Below are 21,396 nucleotides of genomic sequence, written 5' to 3'. Positions count from 1 at the left end.
CGGCTGGGTTTCGCAGCGGTTGTATAGACAGCGACCTCGAGAGTTGCTCGGTCGCAGGCGGATTCTCATTCTAGCAAAGGTCTGATCCAATGGCAGATTTATCGGTTGCAAATTCACCAGCACCTACCGTCATCACGTTCCCGGATTCCCCGTTCAAGCTGCACCAGCCCTTCCCGCCCGCGGGCGACCAGCCCACGGCGATCGACGGCCTGGTGGAAGGCATCGAGGACGGCCTGATGTACCAGACGCTGCTCGGCGTGACCGGTTCCGGCAAGACTTATACGATGGCCAACGTGATCGCCAGAGCCGGCCGTCCGGCGATCGTGTTCGCCCCGAACAAGACCCTCGCGGCCCAGCTGTACGCGGAGTTCCGCGAGTTCTTCCCGCAGAATGCCGTCGAGTACTTTGTCTCGTACTACGACTATTACCAGCCGGAAGCGTACGTGCCGCAGCGCGACCTGTTCATCGAAAAGGACTCGTCGATCAACGAGCACATCGAACAGATGCGGTTGTCGTGCACGAAGTCGCTGATGGAGCGGCGCGACGTCGTCATCGTCGCGACCGTGTCGGCCATCTACGGTATCGGTAATCCGAACGAGTACCACAAGATGATTCTCACGTTGCGCACAGGCGACAAGGTCGCACAGCGCGACGTCATCGCGCGCCTGATCCAGATGCAGTACACGCGCAACGAAATGGACTTCGCGCGCGGCACGTTCCGCGTGCGTGGCGACACCATCGACATCTTCCCGGCCGAACACGCCGAGCTCGCGATCCGCGTCGAAATGTTCGACGACGAGATCGAATCGCTGCAATTGTTCGATCCGCTGACGGGTAAAGTGCGCCAGAAGATCCCGCGCTTCACCGTCTACCCGGGCTCGCACTACGTCACCGGCCGCGCCACCGTGCTGAAGGCCGTCGACTCCATCAAGGCCGAGCTGCGCGACCGCCTGGAGGAATTCCGCCAGCAGGGCAAGCTGCTGGAAGAACAACGCCTCGAGCAGCGCACCCGCTTCGACCTCGAGATGCTGGCCGAAGTCGGTTTTACCAAAGGCATCGAGAACTACTCGCGCCACCTGTCCGGCTCGATGCCGGGCGAACCGCCGCCGACCTTGATCGACTATCTGCCGAAAGACGCGCTGATGTTCATGGATGAGTCGCACGTGATGATCGGGCAGCTGAACGCCATGTACAACGGCGACCGTTCGCGCAAGGTTAACCTCGTCGACTACGGCTTCCGCCTGCCCTCCGCGCTCGACAACCGGCCGCTGAAATTCTCGGAATTCGAGAGCAAGATGCGCCAGTGCATTTTCGTCTCGGCGACGCCGGCCGACTACGAAAAGCAAAAAGCCGACAACGTCGTCGAACAGGTCGTGCGTCCGACGGGTCTCGTCGACCCGCAGGTCATCGTGAAACCCGCGCGTTCGCAGGTGGACGACCTGATGGGCGAGATCACGGACCGCATCAAGAAGGACGAGCGCGTGCTGGTCACGACGCTGACCAAGCGCATGGCCGAGCAGCTGACGGAATACCTGTCCGACCACGGCATCAAGGTGCGCTACCTGCACAGCGACATCGACACGGTGGAGCGCGTGGAGATCCTGCGCGACCTGCGCCTGGGCACGTTCGACGTCGTCGTCGGCATCAACCTGCTGCGCGAGGGTCTCGACTTGCCGGAGGTGTCGCTCGTGGCCGTGCTGGACGCCGACAAGGAAGGCTTCCTGCGTTCGGAACGCTCGCTGATCCAGACCATCGGCCGCGCGGCGCGCAACCTGAACGGCGTGGCGATCCTGTACGCGGACCAGATCACGGATTCGATGAAGCGCGCGATCGACGAAACGGAACGCCGCCGCGCCAAGCAGATCGCGTTCAACGCAGCGAACGGCATCACCCCGAAAGGCGTGCAGAAGAAGATCAAGGAAATGATCGACGGCGTCTACAGCGCGGCCGCGCAGAAGGCCATGCTGAACGACAACGGCTTGTCGGAGGAAGCGGCCAAGGTCGAGGGGATGAGCGAGAAGCAGATTTCGAAAGAAATCAAGCGCCTCGAAAAGCTCATGGTCGACCACGCCAAGAACCTGGAGTTCGAAAAGGCGGCGCAGGTGCGCGACCAGTTGCATGTCCTCAAGCAGCAGGCGTTCGGCGCGCCGGGGGCGGACAACGTCGTGTCTATCCTCGGCAAGTAAGCAGTACACCAGATCAAAAGCGGCCTTCGTGGCCGCTTTTGCTTTACAGGTATTGGTGCAGCGAGCTCTGGGAATCCTGGTTCCTGAAGAGCGTGACAAAACCGGCTTTTGCGAGGCACAGCCGGTGCTTGTCGTTGGCGTAGGCGATGATCGACTGGCTCCGCCTGAACTTGTCCATATTGTTTTTCAGGAATTCGAGCAGGATCGCCTCGCCAAATGGGTTGAACAGGTAGACCAGATTATTTCCGGCCGGAAGTGAGAAACTGGCTGCGTCGGCGTTGACGAAGCAGATATTATCGGCGCCAAATTTCCTGACGTTACGGTCCGCCGCCTGCACCAGCGGCTCCGAAAACTCGACGCCGACGAGCCGTCGAAACCGGTAGTTCGCGGCAGCATAAAAACACGCCTTTCCCTTGCCCGAACCGAGATCGATGAAATGGTCGAATACGATGCCGGTCTTCATTGCCTCATTGAGCAACGCCCGCATCGCCACGCAGGTAACGGCCTGGTAGGCCCGTGAGTGCGCGCGCGCCGACGAATAACTGGTTTCGAGTTCGTGCCCATCGATAAAGCCCCCGCAGTCGAGGCCGTGCCATTTTTCGAACAGCTGGTCCTCCATCCAGCTCACTCCACCCGCGGCCTTGTTCGAAAGCGAGCGCAGTTTATGGGCGAGCGGTCGTCTCAGCCAAGTGGCGATTCTGCCTTGCAATTGAATGCGAGTCGATTCAGTGTGGTGAGCCATTGACATTCCGACAAATGATCCGAAGCTCGGACTTCATCTATTTTCCCGACCTTCGCTAGCGCGGCCTTTATCGATGGTCAATCGGCGCCATGCTCGCCGGTTCAAACGGACGCCGTTGTTGTCGAACACGGCGTCAGGCCATCAAGTTTTTGATCAGACCACACATATAACGCACGAGAAACTTCTGTAGAAAAACTATTACTCAGGGAAATTTATTTCGCGAAACGTTGAACTTTGGCAGTTTCCCCTCGTCAAAGTTACTCCTTCGTTTATTGATGAGTGGCTTTCCCTTGAAAAATTTTTCGTTCGCAAACAACGCATTGACCGCCCCCCTGCTGACCGGTTTTGCGGTCGCAATGATGACTTGTACCGTCGCCTCGGCGGCCGACCTCTATGTGTCGACCGCAGGCCGGGACACCAACACCGGCACGTCGAGCACCGCCCCGCTGCGCACCATCCAGCGTGCCGCCAACCTGGCACGCCCCGGTTATACGATCCACGTGGCCCCCGGCACCTACACCGAGACCATCACCTCGACCGTGAACGGGACCTCGTCCGCGCGCATCCGCTTCGTTTCGGACACGAAGTACGGCGCGATCCTGCGTCCGGCCGGCAGCGCGTATACGATGTGGACCGCCCGGGGCGGCTATACCGATATCGACGGCTTCCAGATCAATGGCGCCGGCAGCACCACCGCGCGTGTCGGCATCTATCTGAATGGCGGCAATTCGTCGGTCAAGAACAGCTGGATCCACGACGTTGCGATGGCCTCGGGCTGCGACAACCGCGGCGGCGGCGGCATCGTCGCCGACCAGGGCCGCGGTTCGGCCTACAGCAACTATGACATCATCGGCAACAGGGTGAACAATGTCGGCGGTGGCTGCGGCTGGATCCAGGGCATCTACCACTCGTCGTCGGGCAAGATCATCAATAACGTGGTCAATGGGACCAGCCAGGGCATCAACATGGGCCATGACGACCACAACATCCTGGTCATGAATAACACCCTGTTCGCCAACAGCGGCTACGGCGTGTATTTCGGCGGTTGCAAGGAAGCCTACAACAACGGCTGCCCGACCCGCGGCATCCAGATCCACAACAACATCATCTATGCGAACGGCGGCGGCATCCAGGGGCCGATCGCGTCCGAAGACGTCGGCAACAGCGTCGCCAACAACCTGGTCTATGCGAACCGAACGAACTTCGACCTGGCCAGCCCGAGCAGCGCCACCAGGACCGGCATCATCAGCACCGATCCGCAGTTCGTCAGCTACCTCTCCAACGGTGGCGGCAACTACCGCTTGAAGACCACGTCGCCGGCCGTCAACAGGGGCCAGACCAGCTACGCGCCCCAGACCGACTTCGACGGCAAGGCCCGTGGCTATTACATCGACATGGGCGCCTACGAGACGAACGCGAACTAAACCCTGTCGAGAGCGCCGGCACTGCTCCTTAACACCCTACGAAGCCCAGGCTCGTAGGGTGTTTTCATGTCGGCTTCCGAATTGCGTAAAAACGTCAAAGCCAGTGGAATTCGGAGTGCGCAAATACGGAATGTCCCCCTTCTCGCCCTGCCTCTGCAGCACATGAAGTTAATCAAAAATCCCATTACTGACGAGCATAGCGTAAGCAATGGATTTCAGACGACATGATATCCAATTGCCGGCAATTTATCGCCAGCAAATCTCAAAAGGATGAGTCTGTTCGAGACTGCAGATATTTCAAGGAGAGCGTGATGAGACATGATCTGGTGGGTAGAAGACATTTTATGCAGCGGTCCGCGATGTTGCTCGGCGCATCGGCAATTCTCCCTAAAACATTTGGCCAAACGACACTAATGGTCCGCCCGGAATGGCAGGCGTTCAAGACCACGCCGCGCTATGATTCATTCCTGAGAGCGGTAAAGCTCATGAAAACGAATACGCAGGCCACCGACCCCAGGAGCTGGTCTTACTGGACGAATATTCACCTGAACCGTTGCCCGCATTCCATTCCGTATTTCTTCGCCTGGCACCGCGGCTATCTCTATTATTTCGAGCGCCAGCTGCGTGCGGTCTGCGGCGATCCGCAACTGATCCTGCCGTATTGGGATTATTATACGAACCCGACATTACCGGCCGAGTTCACGAATCCGAGCACCGACAATCCGCTCTACGTTGCGCGGGTCAACAATAACGTTCGACAAGCCCTGAGCATGGCGCCATTCGATTCGAGCCTCATTAATTTCCCGACGAATAGCGCCAACGCATTCGAGCCCAGTTTCGAATCGGCGCCCCATAATCTGGTCCATAACATCATTGGCGGCGTGATGTCCGATATGCTGTCGCCGACGGACCCGATTTTCTGGCTGCACCATGCCAATGTCGACCGGCTGTGGGTGGCCTGGGTCAGTGCCGGTAACGGACGGAAGATGCCGGCGATCAGCAGCGCTTACTGGTCCGGGTCGCATGTCTACACGAGTACGCTGACGTTGCGGCGGTCATACACCTACAGCACGCGGACGACATTGGGATACCGCTACCAGAACGAGAGCTTCCCGACCGGGCTGCCGTTGGCGCGATCCGCGCCCTCGGCCCCGGATCTCGTGCAGGCCGCGCCGAACGAACGCGCGACAACGCAGCCGCCACTCGGCTCATTCAGGATATCGCCGACACGCCAGACGAGCGACCGGACGTTCGCGATCAGCGGCGCGCTCGATATCGGCCTGGATGAGAGGTCAACCGGTGTGCAGTTGCCGGTGAGTTCGGAACACATGCGCGCCCTGGCGCAGATCGGGGTCGGCGGCACCGCCACCGTGCCCGCCAGCCAGCAGCGCTATCGTTCCGTCCAGCTCGTCCTGGATAACGTCATGATCACCGAAGCCGGAAAGCGCGGAGGATACTACTATCGGGTCGACCTGAACCTCCCGCCGAACGCTTCCGGCAAGTCACAGTCAATTCCCATCGGCACCCTCGGCGCTTTCGAGATCAGCGGCGCGGCGCACCATGGCAGTCCTGTCTGGTTGCGTTACCGGATGCGGCGCGCCGTCTTTGCCGGGGTGGCGGCGAGGATCGGCCTGCTGTCCGTCTCGTTTGTACGGGTCGACGGTGAACAGGGTCCGACAGGCCAGGTCATCGGCCTCGGCGAAGTTCGGCTGGAACTCTCGACCGAGGACAACGACGCCTAGTCGGGACGCCGATTGCGAGCGCCGTCGCCGCCTAGCGCGGATAGAGATGGCGCTTGCGCAGCGCGTTGACCGTATTACGCAAGAATTGCACCACACCGTACAGGTTGCGATAGTCCCTGAATGACTTGACCGGCGCACCCATGATGTTCGCAAACTGCTCCGTCGACAGGCGCAGCTTCTTCGCCACATAGGCGAGGTCTTGCTGCTGCAGCTCTTCCGGGTAGGGCGGCCGCTGCATCTCCGCGAGCGCCTGCGCTCGGCTGATCTGTCCGGCATTGATCAGGTCCGACAGGTGGCCATACCGTTTGTCGATGCCGAATTTGCGAGGAAGGATATAGCCCTGGTAGAAGCGCGTGTAGATCGATTCGTGGTGCTTGCCCCCGTAGCCCTTCCAGCCAAGCTGGCTGCTCAGCAAAGCCATGGCCTCGTCCTTGTCGTAATCGACGTAGTTGAGGATGGACACGATGCGCGTGCCGCGCAGGATGTTGGCGTAAAACAGGTAGAACAGACTGAAGTGCGGGTAAGTCTTCAGCTTCACACTGCCGAAGCGGCGATGGATGTCCTTGATGAAGCGCCAGTCGGAATGCCCGTACGACCAGTCCGGCACGCTGATCGATTCGGTGGCGAAATTCATCCCCGATATGATGTACTTGATGCCCCGCGATGCCGCCTGTTTCCACAACAAGGCGCCGATCGCATGGTCGGTCGGGATCTCCCCATCCGGCGTCGACGCCTTGAGGAAGGCGAGCTGCAGGTCGCGGAACTCTTCCCAGTCGACGACATGGGTATGCAGGTCGATGCCGAGATTGCGCAGCACCAGCTCGATGTTCCTCGTCGCCAGTTCGGAATTCCAGCCATTGTCGAAGTGTACCGCCAGCGGGCGCAGCCCGTGCTGCTTGACCAGCCAGGCCACGTAGGTACTGTCCACGCCGCCACTGACGCCGACGATACAGTCGTACTCGCGTCCGCGGCCAGCTGCCTTGATGCGCTCGACCAGCGCCCGCAACGCTTCGCGCCCCTGCTCGCCCTGCAGCCGGCGCGCGCTCACCAGCCGGTCGTAGCGCTGGCAGTGACTGCACAGGCCCATGTCATCGAAGCTGATGCTGCGGTCCGCCGCCGTGTTCATGATGCAGCGGGTGCAAACCTGGTGAGCCTGGTCCGGCACGGCCGAATAGTTGTAGTGTTCCGTAATCGACGTCATTTGAATACCTTGTCCAGTTCTTCGTACTCGGGATACGTGATCAACACGGCGTTGTGCTTGCCGTGAAAAACGAACATGCTGCCGGCTGCCAGTGCGGACGCACCGGCTTCGGTGGCTTCGCGGAAATGCCGCACCTCTCCCGCGCCGCCGGCGACCACCACCGGGATCGATACCGCCTCGCTCACCCGCCGTACCAGCTCGAGGTCGTAGCCTTCCCGCGTGCCGTCGCGGTCGATCGCGTTGAGGAGGATTTCGCCGGCGCCGAGCTGTTCCATCGCGCGCGCATACGCGGCCGGTTCGCGCTTCAGGTCGCGCGTGCCGCCGGCCACGCAGACCGTATAAGCGCCCAGCCAGCTGCGGCGTACGTCCATCGACACCACGACCCCCGAGCTGCCTGCCAGCGCGGCCGCTTCCGACACGAGGCGCGGCTGCTCGGCCGCCGCGGTGTTGAGCACGACTTTCTCGACGCCGAGCGCGTACAGCCGTTTCACCTGCCCGATGCTGGTAATGCCGCCGCCGTAGGAAAACGGCATGAAGGCCTCGCTGGCAATGTCGGCCAGCAAATCGAAGTCGGGCGCGGTGCGCATGCCGGCGCTGCCGATGTCGAGGAACACCACCTCGTCGACTTCCTTCTCGTTGAAGATCCGCACGGCATTGATCGGGTCGCCGACGTAGCGGGCGTTCTTGAATTTGACCGTCTTGACGAGGCCGCCGTTGCGCATCAACAGGCAGGGAATCACACGTGGGTGCAACATCACAGCTCCGCGAAGTTGTGCAGCAGCGCCATGCCGAAGCGATGGCTCTTTTCAGGATGAAACTGCACTCCGTACACATTGTCGTGCTGGAGCACCGCGACGAACTCGCCGCCGTAGTCGGCGGTGGCCAGCACGTCGCCGGGATCCGCGCAGACCAGGTGGTACGAGTGGCAGAAATAAAATCGTGAGCGGGCCCCCAGCTCGCGCAGCAATGGGCCGTCGCGGCGCTGCGCCAACAGGTTCCAGCCCATGTGCGGGACCTTGTTCCTGCTGTCCGGCGCAAACTGGAAGCGGCGCACCTCGGCATCGATCAGGCCCAGGCCCTCCATGCCGCCCTCTTCGCTGCGCCGGCCCAGCATTTGCATGCCGAGGCACACGCCCAGCAGGGGGACTTTGTCCTGGAGTACCCGCTTGCGCAGTGCATCGGCCAGCCCACGCTCCCGCAGGGCGCCGATGCCATTGTCGAAGGCGCCCACGCCGGGCAGGACGAGCTTCCCGGCCCGCTCGAGCGCCGCGGCGGTCGATACCAGCTCCGCCTCGGCACCGACCTTGCGCAGCATGTTGAGCATCGACCCGAGATTGCAGACGCCGTAGTCAATGACAGAGATCATGCCGCACCTCCCCCTGGCGGCCCTGGCCGTACGTGCGCGAACGCATGCCCAGCGCATTCAGATAGACGATCTCGAGCTTCGCCTCTTGCCCTTCCCAGCAATATTCGTCGGCGGTCCGCACCAGCGCATCCTGCAGGACGCGCTGGTCGCGCGTCAGCAGGCGCAGCACGCCGTCGCGGATCGCCGCCGCCGAGGCGTCGCTCGTCACTTCGCCGATCCCGTGCCTGCGCACGAACTCGCTCTGCTCGCGGGTCGGCGAAACCAGCACCGGCTTGCGCGCCATCACGTACTCGAACAGCTTGTTCGGCATGCAGTACTCGTAGCTGAGCGACGTGGCCTCGATCACCGACAGCCCGAAATCGGCCGCCGCGGTGTAATCGAGCAGGCGCTCCGGCGCGACCGCCGGGTGGTAATGGATGTCCCCATGGCGTGCCGCTTCCCCGGCAATCCAGTCCGCCAGCGGGCCGTACCCCATCACGACCAGCGCCGCGCGCCCGGCCAGGCCGGCAAACGCTTCGACCAGGTTGCGGATCCCGCGGCCCTCGCCGATGAAGCCCTGGTAGAGGAAGATCGGCATGCCGGCGTCGATCGAATACGCCTTGCGGAAATAATCGGCCGGGTTCACGCTGCGGCGCGGCGGGCAGTTGTAGAGGACCGTGACGTTGCGTAAAGCGTACTTGCGCACATACCATTGTTCGATCGCTTGCCCGACGAAGATGCAATGGTCGGCGTGCCGGATCAGGGCGCGTTCGGCCCAGCGCGTAAGACACTTGCGCACGCCGCCGAGGCCATTGGTCTCCGTCTCCAGTTCGTGGGCGTCATACACCAGCCTGGCGCCGGTGGCGCGCTTCAGCAGGACGCCGAGCGGCAATGTGGCGATGCTGTGGCAGTTGATGCATCCGAGTTCGTCGTCGCGATAGCGCTGGTAGACCGCGCGGGTCCAGTCGCCGGTGCGCCTCAGCTTGCCGATCAGGCGGTCGCCGCTGCGCTGTCCGATGCGCACGATCCGGATATTGTCCTGTAGATCCTCGAGCGCCGGCAGGCCTTCCTGTCCCACGCCGACCAGGTCGATGCGGTCGAACAGCGCCAGGCGGGACAGCGAACAGGCCTCGCGCAGGATCCGGCTCTCGTTCAGGAACGGCGACGGATACAGGTGAATGTTGATCAAGGTCTCTCCCCTTCTACGTTATCGGCGGCTTCCCGGCGGCCGCTTGGTGTTTCGATAGTTCGCGTAAGCCCCCATGGCGGCGCCGGTGAACATGTCGTCGAACGTCTTGGCGGTCACCAGCAGGAGCAACGAGATGCAGATCAGTGACCATGCCAGCAGGAACTGGCCTGACCTGGGCCGTGCCAGCCAACCGCGGGAGCACAGCACGACCGTGGTGCGTCCCAGCATGAACAGCATGTAGACAAAGCCGAACAAGCCGAGGTCGACCCAGGCCGACAGGATGTTGTGCGAATACCCGCCCGGCGGATAACTGGCGTATGCGCCCAGTACCGGGTTATCCGCAATCGTGCGCAGCGCGTGTTCGGTGAGCTCGTGCCTGGCGCTCGCAGACGACGACTGGGAGAGGTTGAATAATTCCCACACCCGGCTTTCAGGAAAATGCGTCGCCAGGAACTTCGGATCGATGCTCGCCAGGCCGGACACGAGCAGCACCAGGTACAGGAAAGGAAGCCAGTGCTTCGCGCGATACAGTTCGATCATCGGAAACAGGGACAGCGCCGCCACCAGCTCGCTGCGCGCACCGTTCAGGAACAGCGCCGCGGCAGCGATGACATACAGGACCAGCCGAGCCGCCAGTACGCGCGTGAAGCAGACGACCGTCACGAAGGTGAGGACATAGGAGCGGGCGAGCTCCTGGTAGGTCGCGACACTGTCCGGGCTCGTCGGATCGCCGAACTGCCCCGGCTGGAAACTGCCGTCCCGCGAAAAGAAGAATACGGTCGCCGACATCAGCAGGAGCGAGGCCAGCGTCGTCGCGATCGTCTTGCGCTCTGAAAAGTCGCTGTGTTTGAAGATCAGGTAGATGTTGATGAAATAGAGGATCGACAACAGGTGCGTCTTCACGATCGTGGGATCGGCGCCAAAGGCCGCGTTGATCGCCACGACCAGGAAAAAATAGAACAGGAAAAAGCCGAACTGCAGATCGGTCGACGCGATACGGTAGCCGGACGCCCTGATTGCCAGGTAATACATGCAGGCGAGCGGCGGCAACAACCCGATGGAGACGACCGAAAAATACCCGCCCACGAAGGCCCCCATCACCCCCATGCCGATCAGCGTCTGGTAGAAAAAAAAGCCAGGGAACAGCAGCAGGAACGCCAGCCGCGCCGGACCTGCCTTGCCGGGCGTGCTGGCGATGCTGGCCGAGGGCGCATAGGTGGCGGACATGCTCGGCTCGCCTATTGGATGAGGTCGCAATACATCGCCCGGTCGGCTTCGCCCGCGAACGACGAGTTATGCCAGAGCAGTGTGAAGTCGCCATCGAAACGGGCGCACCTCTGTTTGTAGCACCGCATCGCGGCATGCGCCCGGTCGCCATGGCCCAGTCCCATGTTGGGGTCGTCGATCACCGCGTTTTCCATGACGACCAGCGGCCGTTGCTTCAAAGTGAGCGGCCGGCGCCCGACCAGGTCGTACATCGTGTATTCGTGACAGGTTCCCGTGCGAAACCCGGCGATCGTCGGGTAAGACAGGGTGCTGTCGTAAGTCAGATCGTTCGCTGCCCACAACTGCGGCGTGGTCCGCACGTCCCAGCGCAGGTAGTGCTGGCGCCCGCCCAGTTCGTCCTGGCGGATGCCTTCCTCATCGATGGCGCGCCGCAGGGCCGCGGCCGAGCGCGCAAACGCGTCAGGATGCCGGTAGGTGCGATAGCCGGGGTGAATGCCGACCAGGTGGCCGCGCGCGTGCACGGTGCGCAGCAGCGCGCGCATGCGGCCATCGTCGATGCCCGGCGCATGGTCCATGGCGCCGTCGGTCCGTTCGGGGATGAAGTTGAACGTGACCTGGTTGCCGGCCTTCTCGTTCACATCCATCATCCACGACAACGCTTGCCAGTAAGGGTCCCGTGCCTGGTTCCCGCGCCTGACTGCCCAGTAGTTGCCGGCGGTGGCGCATAACGCACTCAGCGAGCGCTCCCGTACCGCGCGCCCCACCAGCCGCTTGCCGAGACGCCCGATCGATGCGCACGCCGGATCGAACGGCAGGTCGACGTCGCAGCTGATCAGCGTGCGCGCGGCGCGTTGCTTCCGCGCGAGCGTGGGCCACTGCCTGTGCATGGCCGCCCACAGGATCTCGACGTACTCGTCCACGATAGGGCGGTCGAGAAAACCCTGGCGCACGGCAAGCGACTCGCTGGCGGGGAAACGCTCATGTCCGTCGCGCGCGGGACTCACCGATTCCTCGTAGCGCGCGAGCATGAAGAATGCCGATCCGAAGACATCGAGCGCCAGCGCGGCGTTGCCGTCGGCGTCGATCGTGAACCCGGGAGCGCCGAACAGCACCGGGACGCCGGCTTCGCACAGACGCGCATCGAGACCGCTGCGGGCGACGACCCATTGTTGCGGCGTTGCATCCGGGCGCGCGGCCCCGGCAAAGAAGACGTCCGGCAAACGCAGCGTCCGGCCGGCCGCGCTGATGCGCACCGTGTCCCCGCGGTCGAACGCGAGCTCGACATCGAGCCCCAGGAATTCGCCGAGCAAGACGTCGCAGATCCAGCTGCGCTCGGGACGCTGGCTTTCCGGCAGTGAGATACGCAGCATCAGTGTTTCCCGGTGAGTGACAACAGGCCTTGGCGCAGGGTCAGCAGCCGCGACGGGGTTTTGCTGATGTGAAAATACGGGACATGGTTACCGCCGAAGCCACGCAGGTAGGCTTCGAAAGGCGCGATCATCGAACCGGAGAAGTTGTATGCGCGCGTCACGCCGGCGGCGTGGAGGAGCGACTCCCATACGCAAAGACTGTTGGCCTGGCTTTCGCGGTAGGCGGGGTCCGTGCCCGAGATCAGGCCGTAGGCGCTGTGTTCGTCCCAGACGACGTAGCAGGCCGCATGCGGGGCGCCGTCGGGATCGATCGCGCAGAACACCCTGCAGCAGCCGCGCTCCCGGCAGGCGGCGTCGAGGCGCCGGACGAAGTCGTCGGGATACGGTGGGAGCAGGCCCTGGCGCGCAAACGTCTTGCGGTTCAGGTCGAGAAGCAGGTCGAGGGGGACGTCGCTGCGGACCTGCAGCTGGTGTTGCTTCTGGGCCTTGGTGATGGCGCGGCGGGTCTTGCCTTCGAACCCGGCCCACAATTTGTCCATGTCCGTCAACTCGGGCAGGACGAAGGTGTAGTACGTGGTTTGCCGGAAGCCGTTCCAGAAGAAAGGCTGCCAGTTCCCGACGCCCGGATGCCAGGTCTGCGCGAAGTGATCGAAACGGGGCAGTTGATCGATCAGCGCCTGCATGACGTCCTTGTCGTTGCTCAGCTGCGCCGCCTGCCTGCCCCCGGTCGGCCGCAGCCAGGGGCCGAGCATGGGCGTCAGGGCGGGCTGCGTGACGATCCGCATGCCGTAGCGGCTGCGGATCACATACGGCATCGCCGCGAGCACTTCGTTGCCTTTCTTTACGAGCGCGACATCCCAGCCGTTCCGACCTACCGCTGCGTCCAGCCACCAGTCGCGCGAAAACAGGGGCAGCGAAGGTTCCTGGGCGCAGAACCGGCGGTACGTGTCCTTCGGCGAGGCAATGTCGCGCGTGGCCTGTACAGGCGCCTTGGGCGGGATGGTCGTCATCGGGCTGGCTTTCGGTGGATGAGGCGTTCCTGGTGTCCACCGGCGAGCGCCGAGAGCAGACCGCGGCGCAGGCGCAGCAAACGCGAAGGGGTTTTGGTGATGGTGAATACCGGCGTCTGCTCCGTCCCGAAGCTGCGGACATAGGGTTCGATCGACGGGTTCATGTTCCCGAGAAAATCGTATTTCGGGGCAACCGTGGCACTGAACTTGATGGCTTCCCATTGGCAGACACTGGGCGCCTGGGTATGGTGCATGTCGGGGTCGGACCCCTTCAGCAATGCGTACGCACAATTGTTGTCCCAGACCGTATAGGTCGCGGCGCAATGCCGGCCAGCCTCGTCGACAACGATGTGGAGCTTGCGCCGCTTGTGTTCGACGCACGCGGCGTCCAGGCGGCGCAGGCAATCGTCCGTGAACGCCTGCGCGACGCCGCGGCTTTCGATCGTCATCCTGTGCAGGGCCAGGAACGCGCCGAGCGGCAGGTCGTCGCGCACCCGCAGATTGTGCCGCTCGACAGCTGTCCTGCAATGTTTGCGGCGGGTGGGGTCGAACCTGCTCCAGACGCCATCGAGGTCGTCCAGCCCGGGAATGACGTAGGTGTATTCAGTCGACTGGCTGAAGCCGTTCCAGTAAAACGGCAGCCAGTTCGACAAATCCTTGTTCCAGGCCTGGCTGAAATGGTCGAACCAGGGCAGCTGCTCGATCAGCGACTGCATGATTTTTTGCTGGTTGCTCAGTCTGGTGGTGGGGGTGCCCTGGTCGCCCCGTATCCACGGCCCGAGTACAGGTGTCAAGGGCGGCTGCTGGATCACCTTCATGCCATAGCGCCGGGTCATGCAGAACGGCATGGCACCGACGATCCGCCCATTCGCCTTCGCGAGCGCGACGTCCCAGCCGTCCGGCCCGGCGACCGCGTCGAGCCACCAGGCATTCGAAAAAATCGGGATCGACGGCTCGGCTGCGCACAGGTTTCGATACTCGGCTTTGTTCAGCAGCGTAGCGGACCGGTGTTCCGTATTCTCGCCTTCTGTCCCGTTCAACTCTTGAATGACTGCATCCATTGCCTTGCCCCCGTCATCAAACAACGATTGAAACTGCGGAGCCGATCAAGGCATTCGGCTGCCGGACTTCCGCCAGTCGCCATCGCAGGCAAATTTATATGAAGCAAAAAGATTCGCGAGATCAAATACGCTGTAGATAATCACGAAGCCGACGATGTACATGTTCGCGTCCAGGTGAATGACATAATGTGTTGCCGCCACGATCGTCAGGCAAAACAACATACCCACCTGCCACACAAATTCGAATCGATTCTTCTGCGCGATTATCGCAACCAGGCTCAAAGGGTTACTGATGAAGCGCAGGTAAAACATCGGGCACATCAGCCGGGCATATTCTCCCGCGACACGCCACTTTTCACCGAATACCAGCGCAAACAGCGACGGCGCGAAAAACAGCAGGAGCAGAAACGGCGGTGTCGCGATCGCCACAAGTTTTTTGAGTGTCGAAATAAATATCTCTCTGCAACGTTGCCCTGCCAGGAAAGCCTCGCTGATTTCCTGCCTGAAAACATCCCCGATCGAGCCCGATACCAGCGACAGCGGCATGCCGACCGCCCGCTCGGCCAGCATGAAATATCCGGACGCCGCCAGACCGAACGCGGCATTGATGAATATCGTGGGCAGCTGGACCGACACCGCACCCAGCGTATGGGCCGGGGCCAGGTATTGCGGACAGCTTCGATAACGCTTCGCCAGCGCCAGCATCTTGCGTTTGTCGACGCCGCGCCAGAATCGCGGACAATGGCGGCGCACCATGCTCGCCATCATGCCCGCCGCCAGGGCCTGGCCGGACACGCTTCCGATCACCAGTCCGCCGGCGCCGGCGTGGAGCAGCCCGAGGCCGAGCTGCACGGCCGAGGTCCCGCCGCTATGAAGCACTTGCCGATGCGCCATCAAAAAATACAACTTGTGGCGATTGCACCAATATTTTAGAGTCGAGTAAATGCCATTCAGAAAAACCGCCAGGGGAACGACATACAGCCATGCCGACATCGATTCGTTTTCCAGCGCTGTTGATATCGGTTTGTGCAACAGGCAGGCGACCGCAAACAGGCTGACGCCGACGATCAGGCTGATCGTGATCGACAATGCCGCAATATTGGCGGCATCGACATCCTTACGCGGCAGCATGATCGCGAATTCATAACGGCCCGTGGCCAGCACGGACAAGCTTGATACGACCGAAACAAAGAGTGCGAGCACGCCGAATTGCTCCGGCGGATAAAGGCGTGACAGGATCGGTGTGACCGCAAGTGGAATAAGCTGCGCGAGCCCCGTCCCGGTCACCAGGGTGACAACATTGCGGTTGAATTCGCCCTGGAAAAACACTCTGACGCTATTTAACATGTACGTGTTCGCTTGAATTACCAAACGGCACTAAAAGAGGCGTTGCATTACGCAGTAACAACTAAATGTTACGTGGCCCGGAATGACACGAAATGAGATACTCCTATACGGGCCGAATTAGCCTTTTGACACCACGCAAGCCGTCAGGCCGCCGCTCCATGGGATTAGCTGGGCAAATAAACTAGAGCAATTGCTCCGTGCAGTAGGCAATAAAATGCCCGCAACTTCGCGGGCATTTGTTTTCGTGTCGGGCAGATATTCTCCCGCCGCATCAGCGGCACGGCCACCATGTCAGTGTGATCCTGAGCGCGTCTACGATGTCTTCACGAACGCGATGCAGGAGATGATGTACGGCGGGTCCCACGTCGGCCACAAGCCGGCGGGTTGCAACAGTTTTCGGGCGCCGTGCTCGTCGAAGGGTCGGGCCGCGGGGTCGAGTGAGGCATGTCGAACGGCGTTGCGTGCCGGGGACGGGCGGCGCCCGTCGTTTGAAAACATCGTTCCGACCGCTCCACGTTCCGGTCGGTCCGCAGGCACAGGAGGACCGCGGCAAGGCGCCGCGGCGACATGCCGGCCTTCACATCAAGCCGCTTCCTTGACGGCCTTGCGCCGCCGCACCCCCGCCATCCCCGCCAGGCCGAGCCCCAGCAGCGCCAGGCTCACGGGTTCCGGAATGTCGGACTCCGCACGCCCCGTGAAACCGGCGCCGTCGACGAGGAACGTGCCGGCCAGGCGCAGGTCGTACGTGCCGCTCGTGATCCAGCCCGCACCTTTCGCCAGTTCGCTCGCCAGGTTCAGGCTCAGCGCGTCGATCGGCGTGAAGAGGTCGCCGGCGAAGATGCCGAGGTCGGTGAAGGCGATCGAGCCCGCAAGGTCCGGGAACACGACGAACGAGAACCATGCCGGCTCGGGCGGCGTGTTGAACAGGAAGTCGAACTCGAACGTCTCGCCGGCCAGGGCGCCGGGTGCCGAGATGCCGAAATCCCAGGTCTGGGTCGTGGTCGGGCCGAACTCGGGCACGACGAAGAACATGTCGCTGTACGTCGGCGTGGCGGAGGCGTTGAAGGCGGCGCAGGTCGCGAGGACGAGGCCGAACAGCATGTGCTTGATCGATTTCATTTGCTTGTTCCTGAAGGGTTTACAGATTCACGCCGAATGCGCGCGCGAGGTTCGTCACGTCGAGCGAGCCGAGGCCCGTCGCCGGGTTGAACGTGTTCGTGCTCTTGTAGTAAAGATTCGTGCCGGCCGTGATCGCGCGGAACGGCGACCTGGCGCCATAGCCGTAGGTCTTGAAAGCGCCGTACAGCTGCGGATGCAGCAGGCCCAGGCGGTCGTTCCTGCCGGCCGCGATCAGGGTGAAAATGCCGTTCAGCTGCGGCGCGACGAAGCTGGTGCCGCCGCTGCCCGAACCCCATTGCCCTTCGAAGTACACGAGGTAGCCGCTGTACGGGTCGGCGTTGAGCGACACGTCCGGCAGGTTACGGCCCGGGACGGCAGGCGGCAGGTCGATCAGCCATTCGTAGCCCGTGCCTGGATCGCCCAGCACGGACGCCTTGCAGTACAGGCTCTGCGCCGCCGAGGTCGACGCGACGCCGGCCAGGTTGTTCTGGTACGACGGCCGGCCGAAGTCGACGCTCACGCCGCCACCGCCGCCCACCGGGAAGTAATCCGTGTAATACGTGGTCTGGCCGTAGTATTGCGTGATGTAGTTGCGCAGGTAGTCCCACGCCCACGCGCGCTCGGTCGGGATCGTGATGTTGCCGTACTTGTGCGCCTGCGTGTGCGGCAGGGTCGTGCCGCCGGCGGCCAGCACGGCCGTGTCGGACGCCGGGTGATCGGTCGTCAGCAGGGTCGTGCAGGCGGGATACGGCAGCGCGCTGTTGATGTCGAAGGCGCCGGCGTCGCCCGACGCGGCGATCACGGGAATGCCCTGCAGCGCGGCCTGGACGAACACCGCGTGGAACGCGGCCAGGTCCGCCGGGTCATTGAATACCTCTGCGGCGCCCCAGCTCACGGACAGCGTATCGACGATGTTCTCGTCGACGGCCGTGGCGAACATGTCCAGGAAACCATTGCCCTGGTTCGGCGCCAGGTAGACGCGGATGTTCGCGCCCGGCGCCACGCCGCCCGATTGTTCGATGTCGAGGGTGGTCTCGCCGGCGCCGTCGCTGCCCGGACCGTCATCCGGCAGCGGGCCGCCGTCGACCGGCACGTCGGTGATGCGGTTCGGCGCCACGTTCAACCCCAGTGCATTCCAGTAGCCGTACGCATCGGACTGGCGGTAGCCGGCCAGCGTGGCGATGCCGATGGTCTTGCCGGCGCCCGTCACGCCGGCCGCGTACAGCGGCGTCACGTTGTATTTGGCGGCCAGGTCCCGTACCGTGTACTCGCCCGGCAAGGAGGCGGCCGCGGCGTTCGCGGTCGGGATGCGGCTCGGTACGAGCTTCGACTCGCCGGTCGCCACGCCCGAGGCCGGCTGGCGCACGATATTGCTGTGGAAGAGCGGACGGCCGTTCAAGCCGTGCACGGCCTTGACGATGCCGGACAGGTTGGCCGGCACGGTGGTCGCGCCCGCCGGCGCCTCGTACTTGCGGCCCAGCGACTGGTAGGCATGGATCGGGCTGCCGAACACGGCCGCGAGTTGCGCATTCGTGCCCTTCGCGGAAATCAGCAGGTTGTTCGCATAGACTTTCGTGACCGTGAGGCCCTGGGACTGCAGGAAGTTCACCACCTGGGCGATGGACGTGGCGTCCTGGCCGTACAGGCTGCCGACCTGCGCCGGCGTCAGGAACTTGCGGTAGTTCGGGCTGGACGGGTCGACGATGGACGCCGCGTGCGCGTCCATCGCGGCGGCGTTTTTCACCGCCAGCGACAGCGTGACCTGGCGCACTTCCGACTGGGGCGCGAGGCCCAGGTCGACGATGCGCGCATCGCGGTCGAGGTGGAACTGGGTGGAGGTCGTGGCGCCGTACGCCAGCGACGTGGTCAGCACGCCGATGGCTACAGCAATGGCGGTAAGCGTTCTCAAAGCGGACTCCCTGTCGATTGTTGGAGATCCCGCCGGGCACCGGCAGGCTCATCCGCAGTCAAGCAAGGGGTATGCCATTAACTGTAACCAAGAGTTATTTCTTCAATTAATCAAACGCTTGTTTCATTTTTGCCGGATTTTTTGTTTCAAAATGATTGTATTTATGTAAATTTCTCCGACACATATGTATTTGTCCGTCGTCAAACCGCCGGCCGCACGACGTCCTCGGTCCGGTAGCGGGCCACGAACGCGGCCAGGTCTTTCGAGTGATAGCCCCGCGCGAGCGCATCGAGGTGGTCGGCGAACGGCGCATAGGACGGGTCGAGCGTCCGCAGGTAGCCGGCCTGTTCGCGGATCTTGCGCATGTTTCCGATCCGCACCAGCTGCCACAGCACCTCGATCTCTTCGGTGGGCGGGACGACCAGCGCGGCCTCTTCCTCCTCCGGCGGCGCGTCCGGCGCAGCCGGGCCGGTGATCCACGCCAGGCCCAGCTGTGTGCCGATGGCGCGCAGCAGGACGTCGTGTTCGACCGGCTTGGGCACGAAGGCGTCGGCGCCCGCTTCCCGGCACCGCGCTTCGTCCTCGGGACTCGCGCCGGCCGTCACGGCGATGACGGGCACCCGGCGCCACGCCGGCATCTGGCGGATCCGCCGCGTCGTCTCGTTGCCGTCGATCACAGGCATCATGACGTCCATTACGATCAGGTCGGGCTTGAAGCTGTCGAGCAGGGCGAGGCATTCGAGGCCGTTCTCGGCCGCGGCCACGACGAAGCCCACGGCCTGCAGCAGGTCGACCAGCATCGCGCGGTTCTGCGGGACGTCGTCGACGATCAGCAAGCGCTTGCGCTCGCCTTCATAGCCGACGATCGTACGCTGCGACGGCACGCTGGCCGGGCTGCCGGTGGCGACCGGCGCGGCGAATTCGAACCAGAACGTGCTGCCCTCGTCCGGTTCGCTGGCGACGCCGATGGTGCCGCCCATCAGGCGCACCAGTTGCTGGCTGATGGCCAGGCCCAGCCCCGTGCCGCCGGCGCGCCGCGGCACGTCGGCCACCTGTTCGAACGGGCGAAACAGGCGGCCGAGCTGTTGCGCGCTCATGCCGATGCCCGTGTCGGCCACCTCGAAGCGCAGCCGTACGCAGGCGTCGTCCCCGCTTGCCGCCGGCACGCGCGCCACCCGCAGCGAGACCGTCCCGCGATCGGTGAATTTCACCGCGTTGCCGAGCAGGTTGAGCAGCACCTGGCGCAGGCGCGTCTCGTCGACCGTCACGGCGGCCGGCACGTCGGGCGCGAGTGCGTACTCGAACGCGAGGCCCTTCTCCTCGGCCTTCACGCGCATGATGTCGACGACCACCTGCAGGAATGTGCCGAGGTGGACCGCGGCCGGATACAGCACCATCTTGCCGGCCTCGACCCGCGCCAGGTCCAGGATGTCGTTGATGAGGGTGAGCAGGTGCTGGCCGCTTTCGTGGATGGTGGCGAGGCCCGCGGCCTGGCGGTCGTTCAGCAGGTGCCGGTCGCGCTTGAGCAATTGCGCATAGCCGATGATGGCGTTGAGCGGGGTGCGCAATTCATGGCTCATCTGCGCGAGAAAATTGCTGCGCTGGCGCGCGAGGCCGACGGCCTCGGCCAGCGCCGCCTCGCGCGCCGCTTCGGCCGCCTTGCGTTCGCGGTCGACGGCGGCCAGGTGTTCCAGGCGCGACTTCGTGGCGGACAGGCTGTCCCGGAAATGCAGCAGGCCGAGCGTCAGGCCGAGGATGCCGCAGGCGATCCAGGCGAACACCAGGCCCATGAGCAGCGCGGTCTTCGAGATCCACTTGCCGTGGAAGCGGATCGAGCGCACCTCGAGCGTGATGGTCTGCCCCTGCGGGACGGCGCCCGTCGACAATTCCACGGCCGTCACGCGGTCGAGCCGGGGGTAGCTCTTGGACAGCGGGATCTTGTGCGTGCTGCGCCACCAGTCGGCGGTGCGCAGGACGTTCATCGGAATCGTGAACGGAGTGGCCTGCCGCGACAAGTCGATTTCCGCTTCGTTGAAGCGCTGCGAATTCCAGTCGCCGAGGGTGGAGAACTCCGGCTCGAAATTCATCAGGTGCAGCTTGACGATACGCGGCGGCCGCCCCGTGTAGCGCAGGTCGAAATCGATCGAGTCGAACCCGGACAGATCGATCCCCTTGCCCGGCCGGCCCAGCAGGAACTGCAACTTGCAGAAGCCGTAAGTCGCGACCGTGCCCAGCGCGCACCGCATGACGATCGCATCGGGGGTGCGCTCCAGGATGCCCACCGAGTTGCCCCCCAGCTCGGGCCGGTCGTCCGCGACACTGGCGCCGTGCGGCTGGCCGGGCGAGATCTCGATGGTCCTGACCATCCCGTAGTGCTGCCAGACCAGCAGCGCCGGCGTCGCCAGCAGCAACAGGATGATCAGGCAATAGCTGATCCTCGTCGGGCGGGAGAGCGACTGGTTCATTGGGGACCCACGGTTCCTGGACTGGTCATCGGGCAACGATGGTCCAGTATATACCCAGG

The 21,396-nt window shown here is 63.2% G+C and carries 16 protein-coding genes; 3 read left to right on the top strand and 13 right to left on the bottom strand.

Going from position 1 to position 21,396, the window contains the following annotated elements:
- Positions 1–89: 89 nt before the first annotated feature.
- Complete coding sequence (uvrB, locus tag ASD28_RS20470; protein ID WP_056132338.1) at positions 90–2,186, top strand: excinuclease ABC subunit UvrB; 2,097 nt, start codon at positions 90–92, stop codon at positions 2,184–2,186.
- Positions 2,187–2,229: 43 nt separating this feature from the next.
- Here uvrB and ASD28_RS20465 read toward each other — a convergent pair whose 3' ends face one another.
- Complete coding sequence (locus ASD28_RS20465; protein WP_056132335.1) at positions 2,230–2,805, bottom strand: methyltransferase domain-containing protein; 576 nt, start codon at positions 2,803–2,805, stop codon at positions 2,230–2,232.
- Between the two features lie 479 nt (positions 2,806–3,284).
- On the opposite strand from ASD28_RS20465, the gene ASD28_RS20460 reads away from it, so the two are divergent.
- Both ASD28_RS20460 and ASD28_RS20455 read left to right on the top strand, forming a co-directional pair.
- The gene (locus tag ASD28_RS20460) at positions 3,285–4,352 is read left to right on the top strand and encodes a choice-of-anchor Q domain-containing protein (RefSeq protein WP_162252950.1); all 1,068 of its coding nucleotides are present in this window, start codon (positions 3,285–3,287) and stop codon (positions 4,350–4,352) included.
- Between the two features lie 311 nt (positions 4,353–4,663).
- Positions 4,664–6,094 (top strand): tyrosinase family protein, encoded by a 1,431-nt coding sequence (locus ASD28_RS20455; RefSeq protein WP_162252949.1) that lies wholly within the window; start codon positions 4,664–4,666, stop codon positions 6,092–6,094.
- Positions 6,095–6,125: 31 nt separating this feature from the next.
- On the opposite strand, the gene ASD28_RS20450 is transcribed toward ASD28_RS20455, so the two are convergent.
- The 12 genes from ASD28_RS20450 to ASD28_RS20395 all read right to left on the bottom strand — a co-directional run bounded on the left by ASD28_RS20450 (position 6,126) and on the right by ASD28_RS20395 (position 21,337).
- Positions 6,126–7,295, bottom strand: a complete 1,170-nt coding sequence (locus ASD28_RS20450; RefSeq protein ID WP_082577647.1) for an N-acetyl sugar amidotransferase — start codon at positions 7,293–7,295, stop codon at positions 6,126–6,128.
- Entirely contained in the window at positions 7,292–8,050 is a 759-nt protein-coding gene (locus tag ASD28_RS20445) for an AglZ/HisF2 family acetamidino modification protein (RefSeq protein WP_056132325.1), read from the bottom strand. Before ASD28_RS20445 ends, ASD28_RS20450 begins: the two co-directional genes overlap by 4 nt.
- The gene (gene hisH / locus ASD28_RS20440) at positions 8,050–8,661 is read right to left on the bottom strand and encodes an imidazole glycerol phosphate synthase subunit HisH (protein WP_056132322.1); all 612 of its coding nucleotides are present in this window, start codon (positions 8,659–8,661) and stop codon (positions 8,050–8,052) included. The genes ASD28_RS20445 and hisH overlap by 1 nt, the downstream gene beginning before the upstream one ends.
- Positions 8,645–9,829: a glycosyltransferase gene (locus tag ASD28_RS20435; RefSeq protein WP_056132319.1), complete on the bottom strand. Its 1,185-nt coding sequence runs from the start codon at positions 9,827–9,829 to the stop codon at positions 8,645–8,647. Before ASD28_RS20435 ends, hisH begins: the two co-directional genes overlap by 17 nt.
- 18 nt (positions 9,830–9,847) lie before the next feature.
- A complete protein-coding gene (locus ASD28_RS20430) occupies positions 9,848–11,056 on the bottom strand; it encodes an O-antigen ligase (RefSeq protein WP_056132317.1) in 1,209 nt (402 codons plus the stop codon).
- Between the two features lie 11 nt (positions 11,057–11,067).
- A complete protein-coding gene (locus tag ASD28_RS20425) occupies positions 11,068–12,426 on the bottom strand; it encodes a polysaccharide deacetylase family protein (protein ID WP_082579170.1) in 1,359 nt (452 codons plus the stop codon).
- The gene (locus ASD28_RS20420) at positions 12,426–13,436 is read right to left on the bottom strand and encodes a GNAT family N-acetyltransferase (protein WP_056132310.1); all 1,011 of its coding nucleotides are present in this window, start codon (positions 13,434–13,436) and stop codon (positions 12,426–12,428) included. Before ASD28_RS20420 ends, ASD28_RS20425 begins: the two co-directional genes overlap by 1 nt.
- Positions 13,433–14,497 (bottom strand): GNAT family N-acetyltransferase, encoded by a 1,065-nt coding sequence (locus ASD28_RS20415; protein ID WP_082579169.1) that lies wholly within the window; start codon positions 14,495–14,497, stop codon positions 13,433–13,435. Before ASD28_RS20415 ends, ASD28_RS20420 begins: the two co-directional genes overlap by 4 nt.
- A 45-nt stretch (positions 14,498–14,542) precedes the next feature.
- The gene (locus ASD28_RS20410; protein WP_156403996.1) at positions 14,543–15,844 is read right to left on the bottom strand and encodes an oligosaccharide flippase family protein; all 1,302 of its coding nucleotides are present in this window, start codon (positions 15,842–15,844) and stop codon (positions 14,543–14,545) included.
- 582 nt (positions 15,845–16,426) lie between these two features.
- A complete protein-coding gene (locus ASD28_RS20405) occupies positions 16,427–16,963 on the bottom strand; it encodes a PEP-CTERM sorting domain-containing protein (RefSeq protein WP_056132302.1) in 537 nt (178 codons plus the stop codon).
- 19 nt (positions 16,964–16,982) lie between these two features.
- Positions 16,983–18,872: a S53 family peptidase gene (locus ASD28_RS20400; RefSeq protein WP_162252948.1), complete on the bottom strand. Its 1,890-nt coding sequence runs from the start codon at positions 18,870–18,872 to the stop codon at positions 16,983–16,985.
- A 200-nt stretch (positions 18,873–19,072) separates the two neighbouring features.
- On the bottom strand, positions 19,073–21,337 hold the full coding sequence (locus ASD28_RS20395) for an ATP-binding protein (RefSeq protein ID WP_056132293.1): 2,265 nt from the start codon (positions 21,335–21,337) through the stop codon (positions 19,073–19,075).
- Positions 21,338–21,396 lie beyond the last annotated feature (59 nt).

The organism is Massilia sp. Root133, assembly GCF_001426525.1.
In the GTDB taxonomy this organism is placed as follows: Bacteria; Pseudomonadota; Gammaproteobacteria; order Burkholderiales; family Burkholderiaceae_D; genus Telluria; species Telluria orientalis.
The sequence above is the reverse complement of the archived record's forward strand: the minus strand, read 5'-3'. Positions and strand labels throughout refer to the sequence as shown.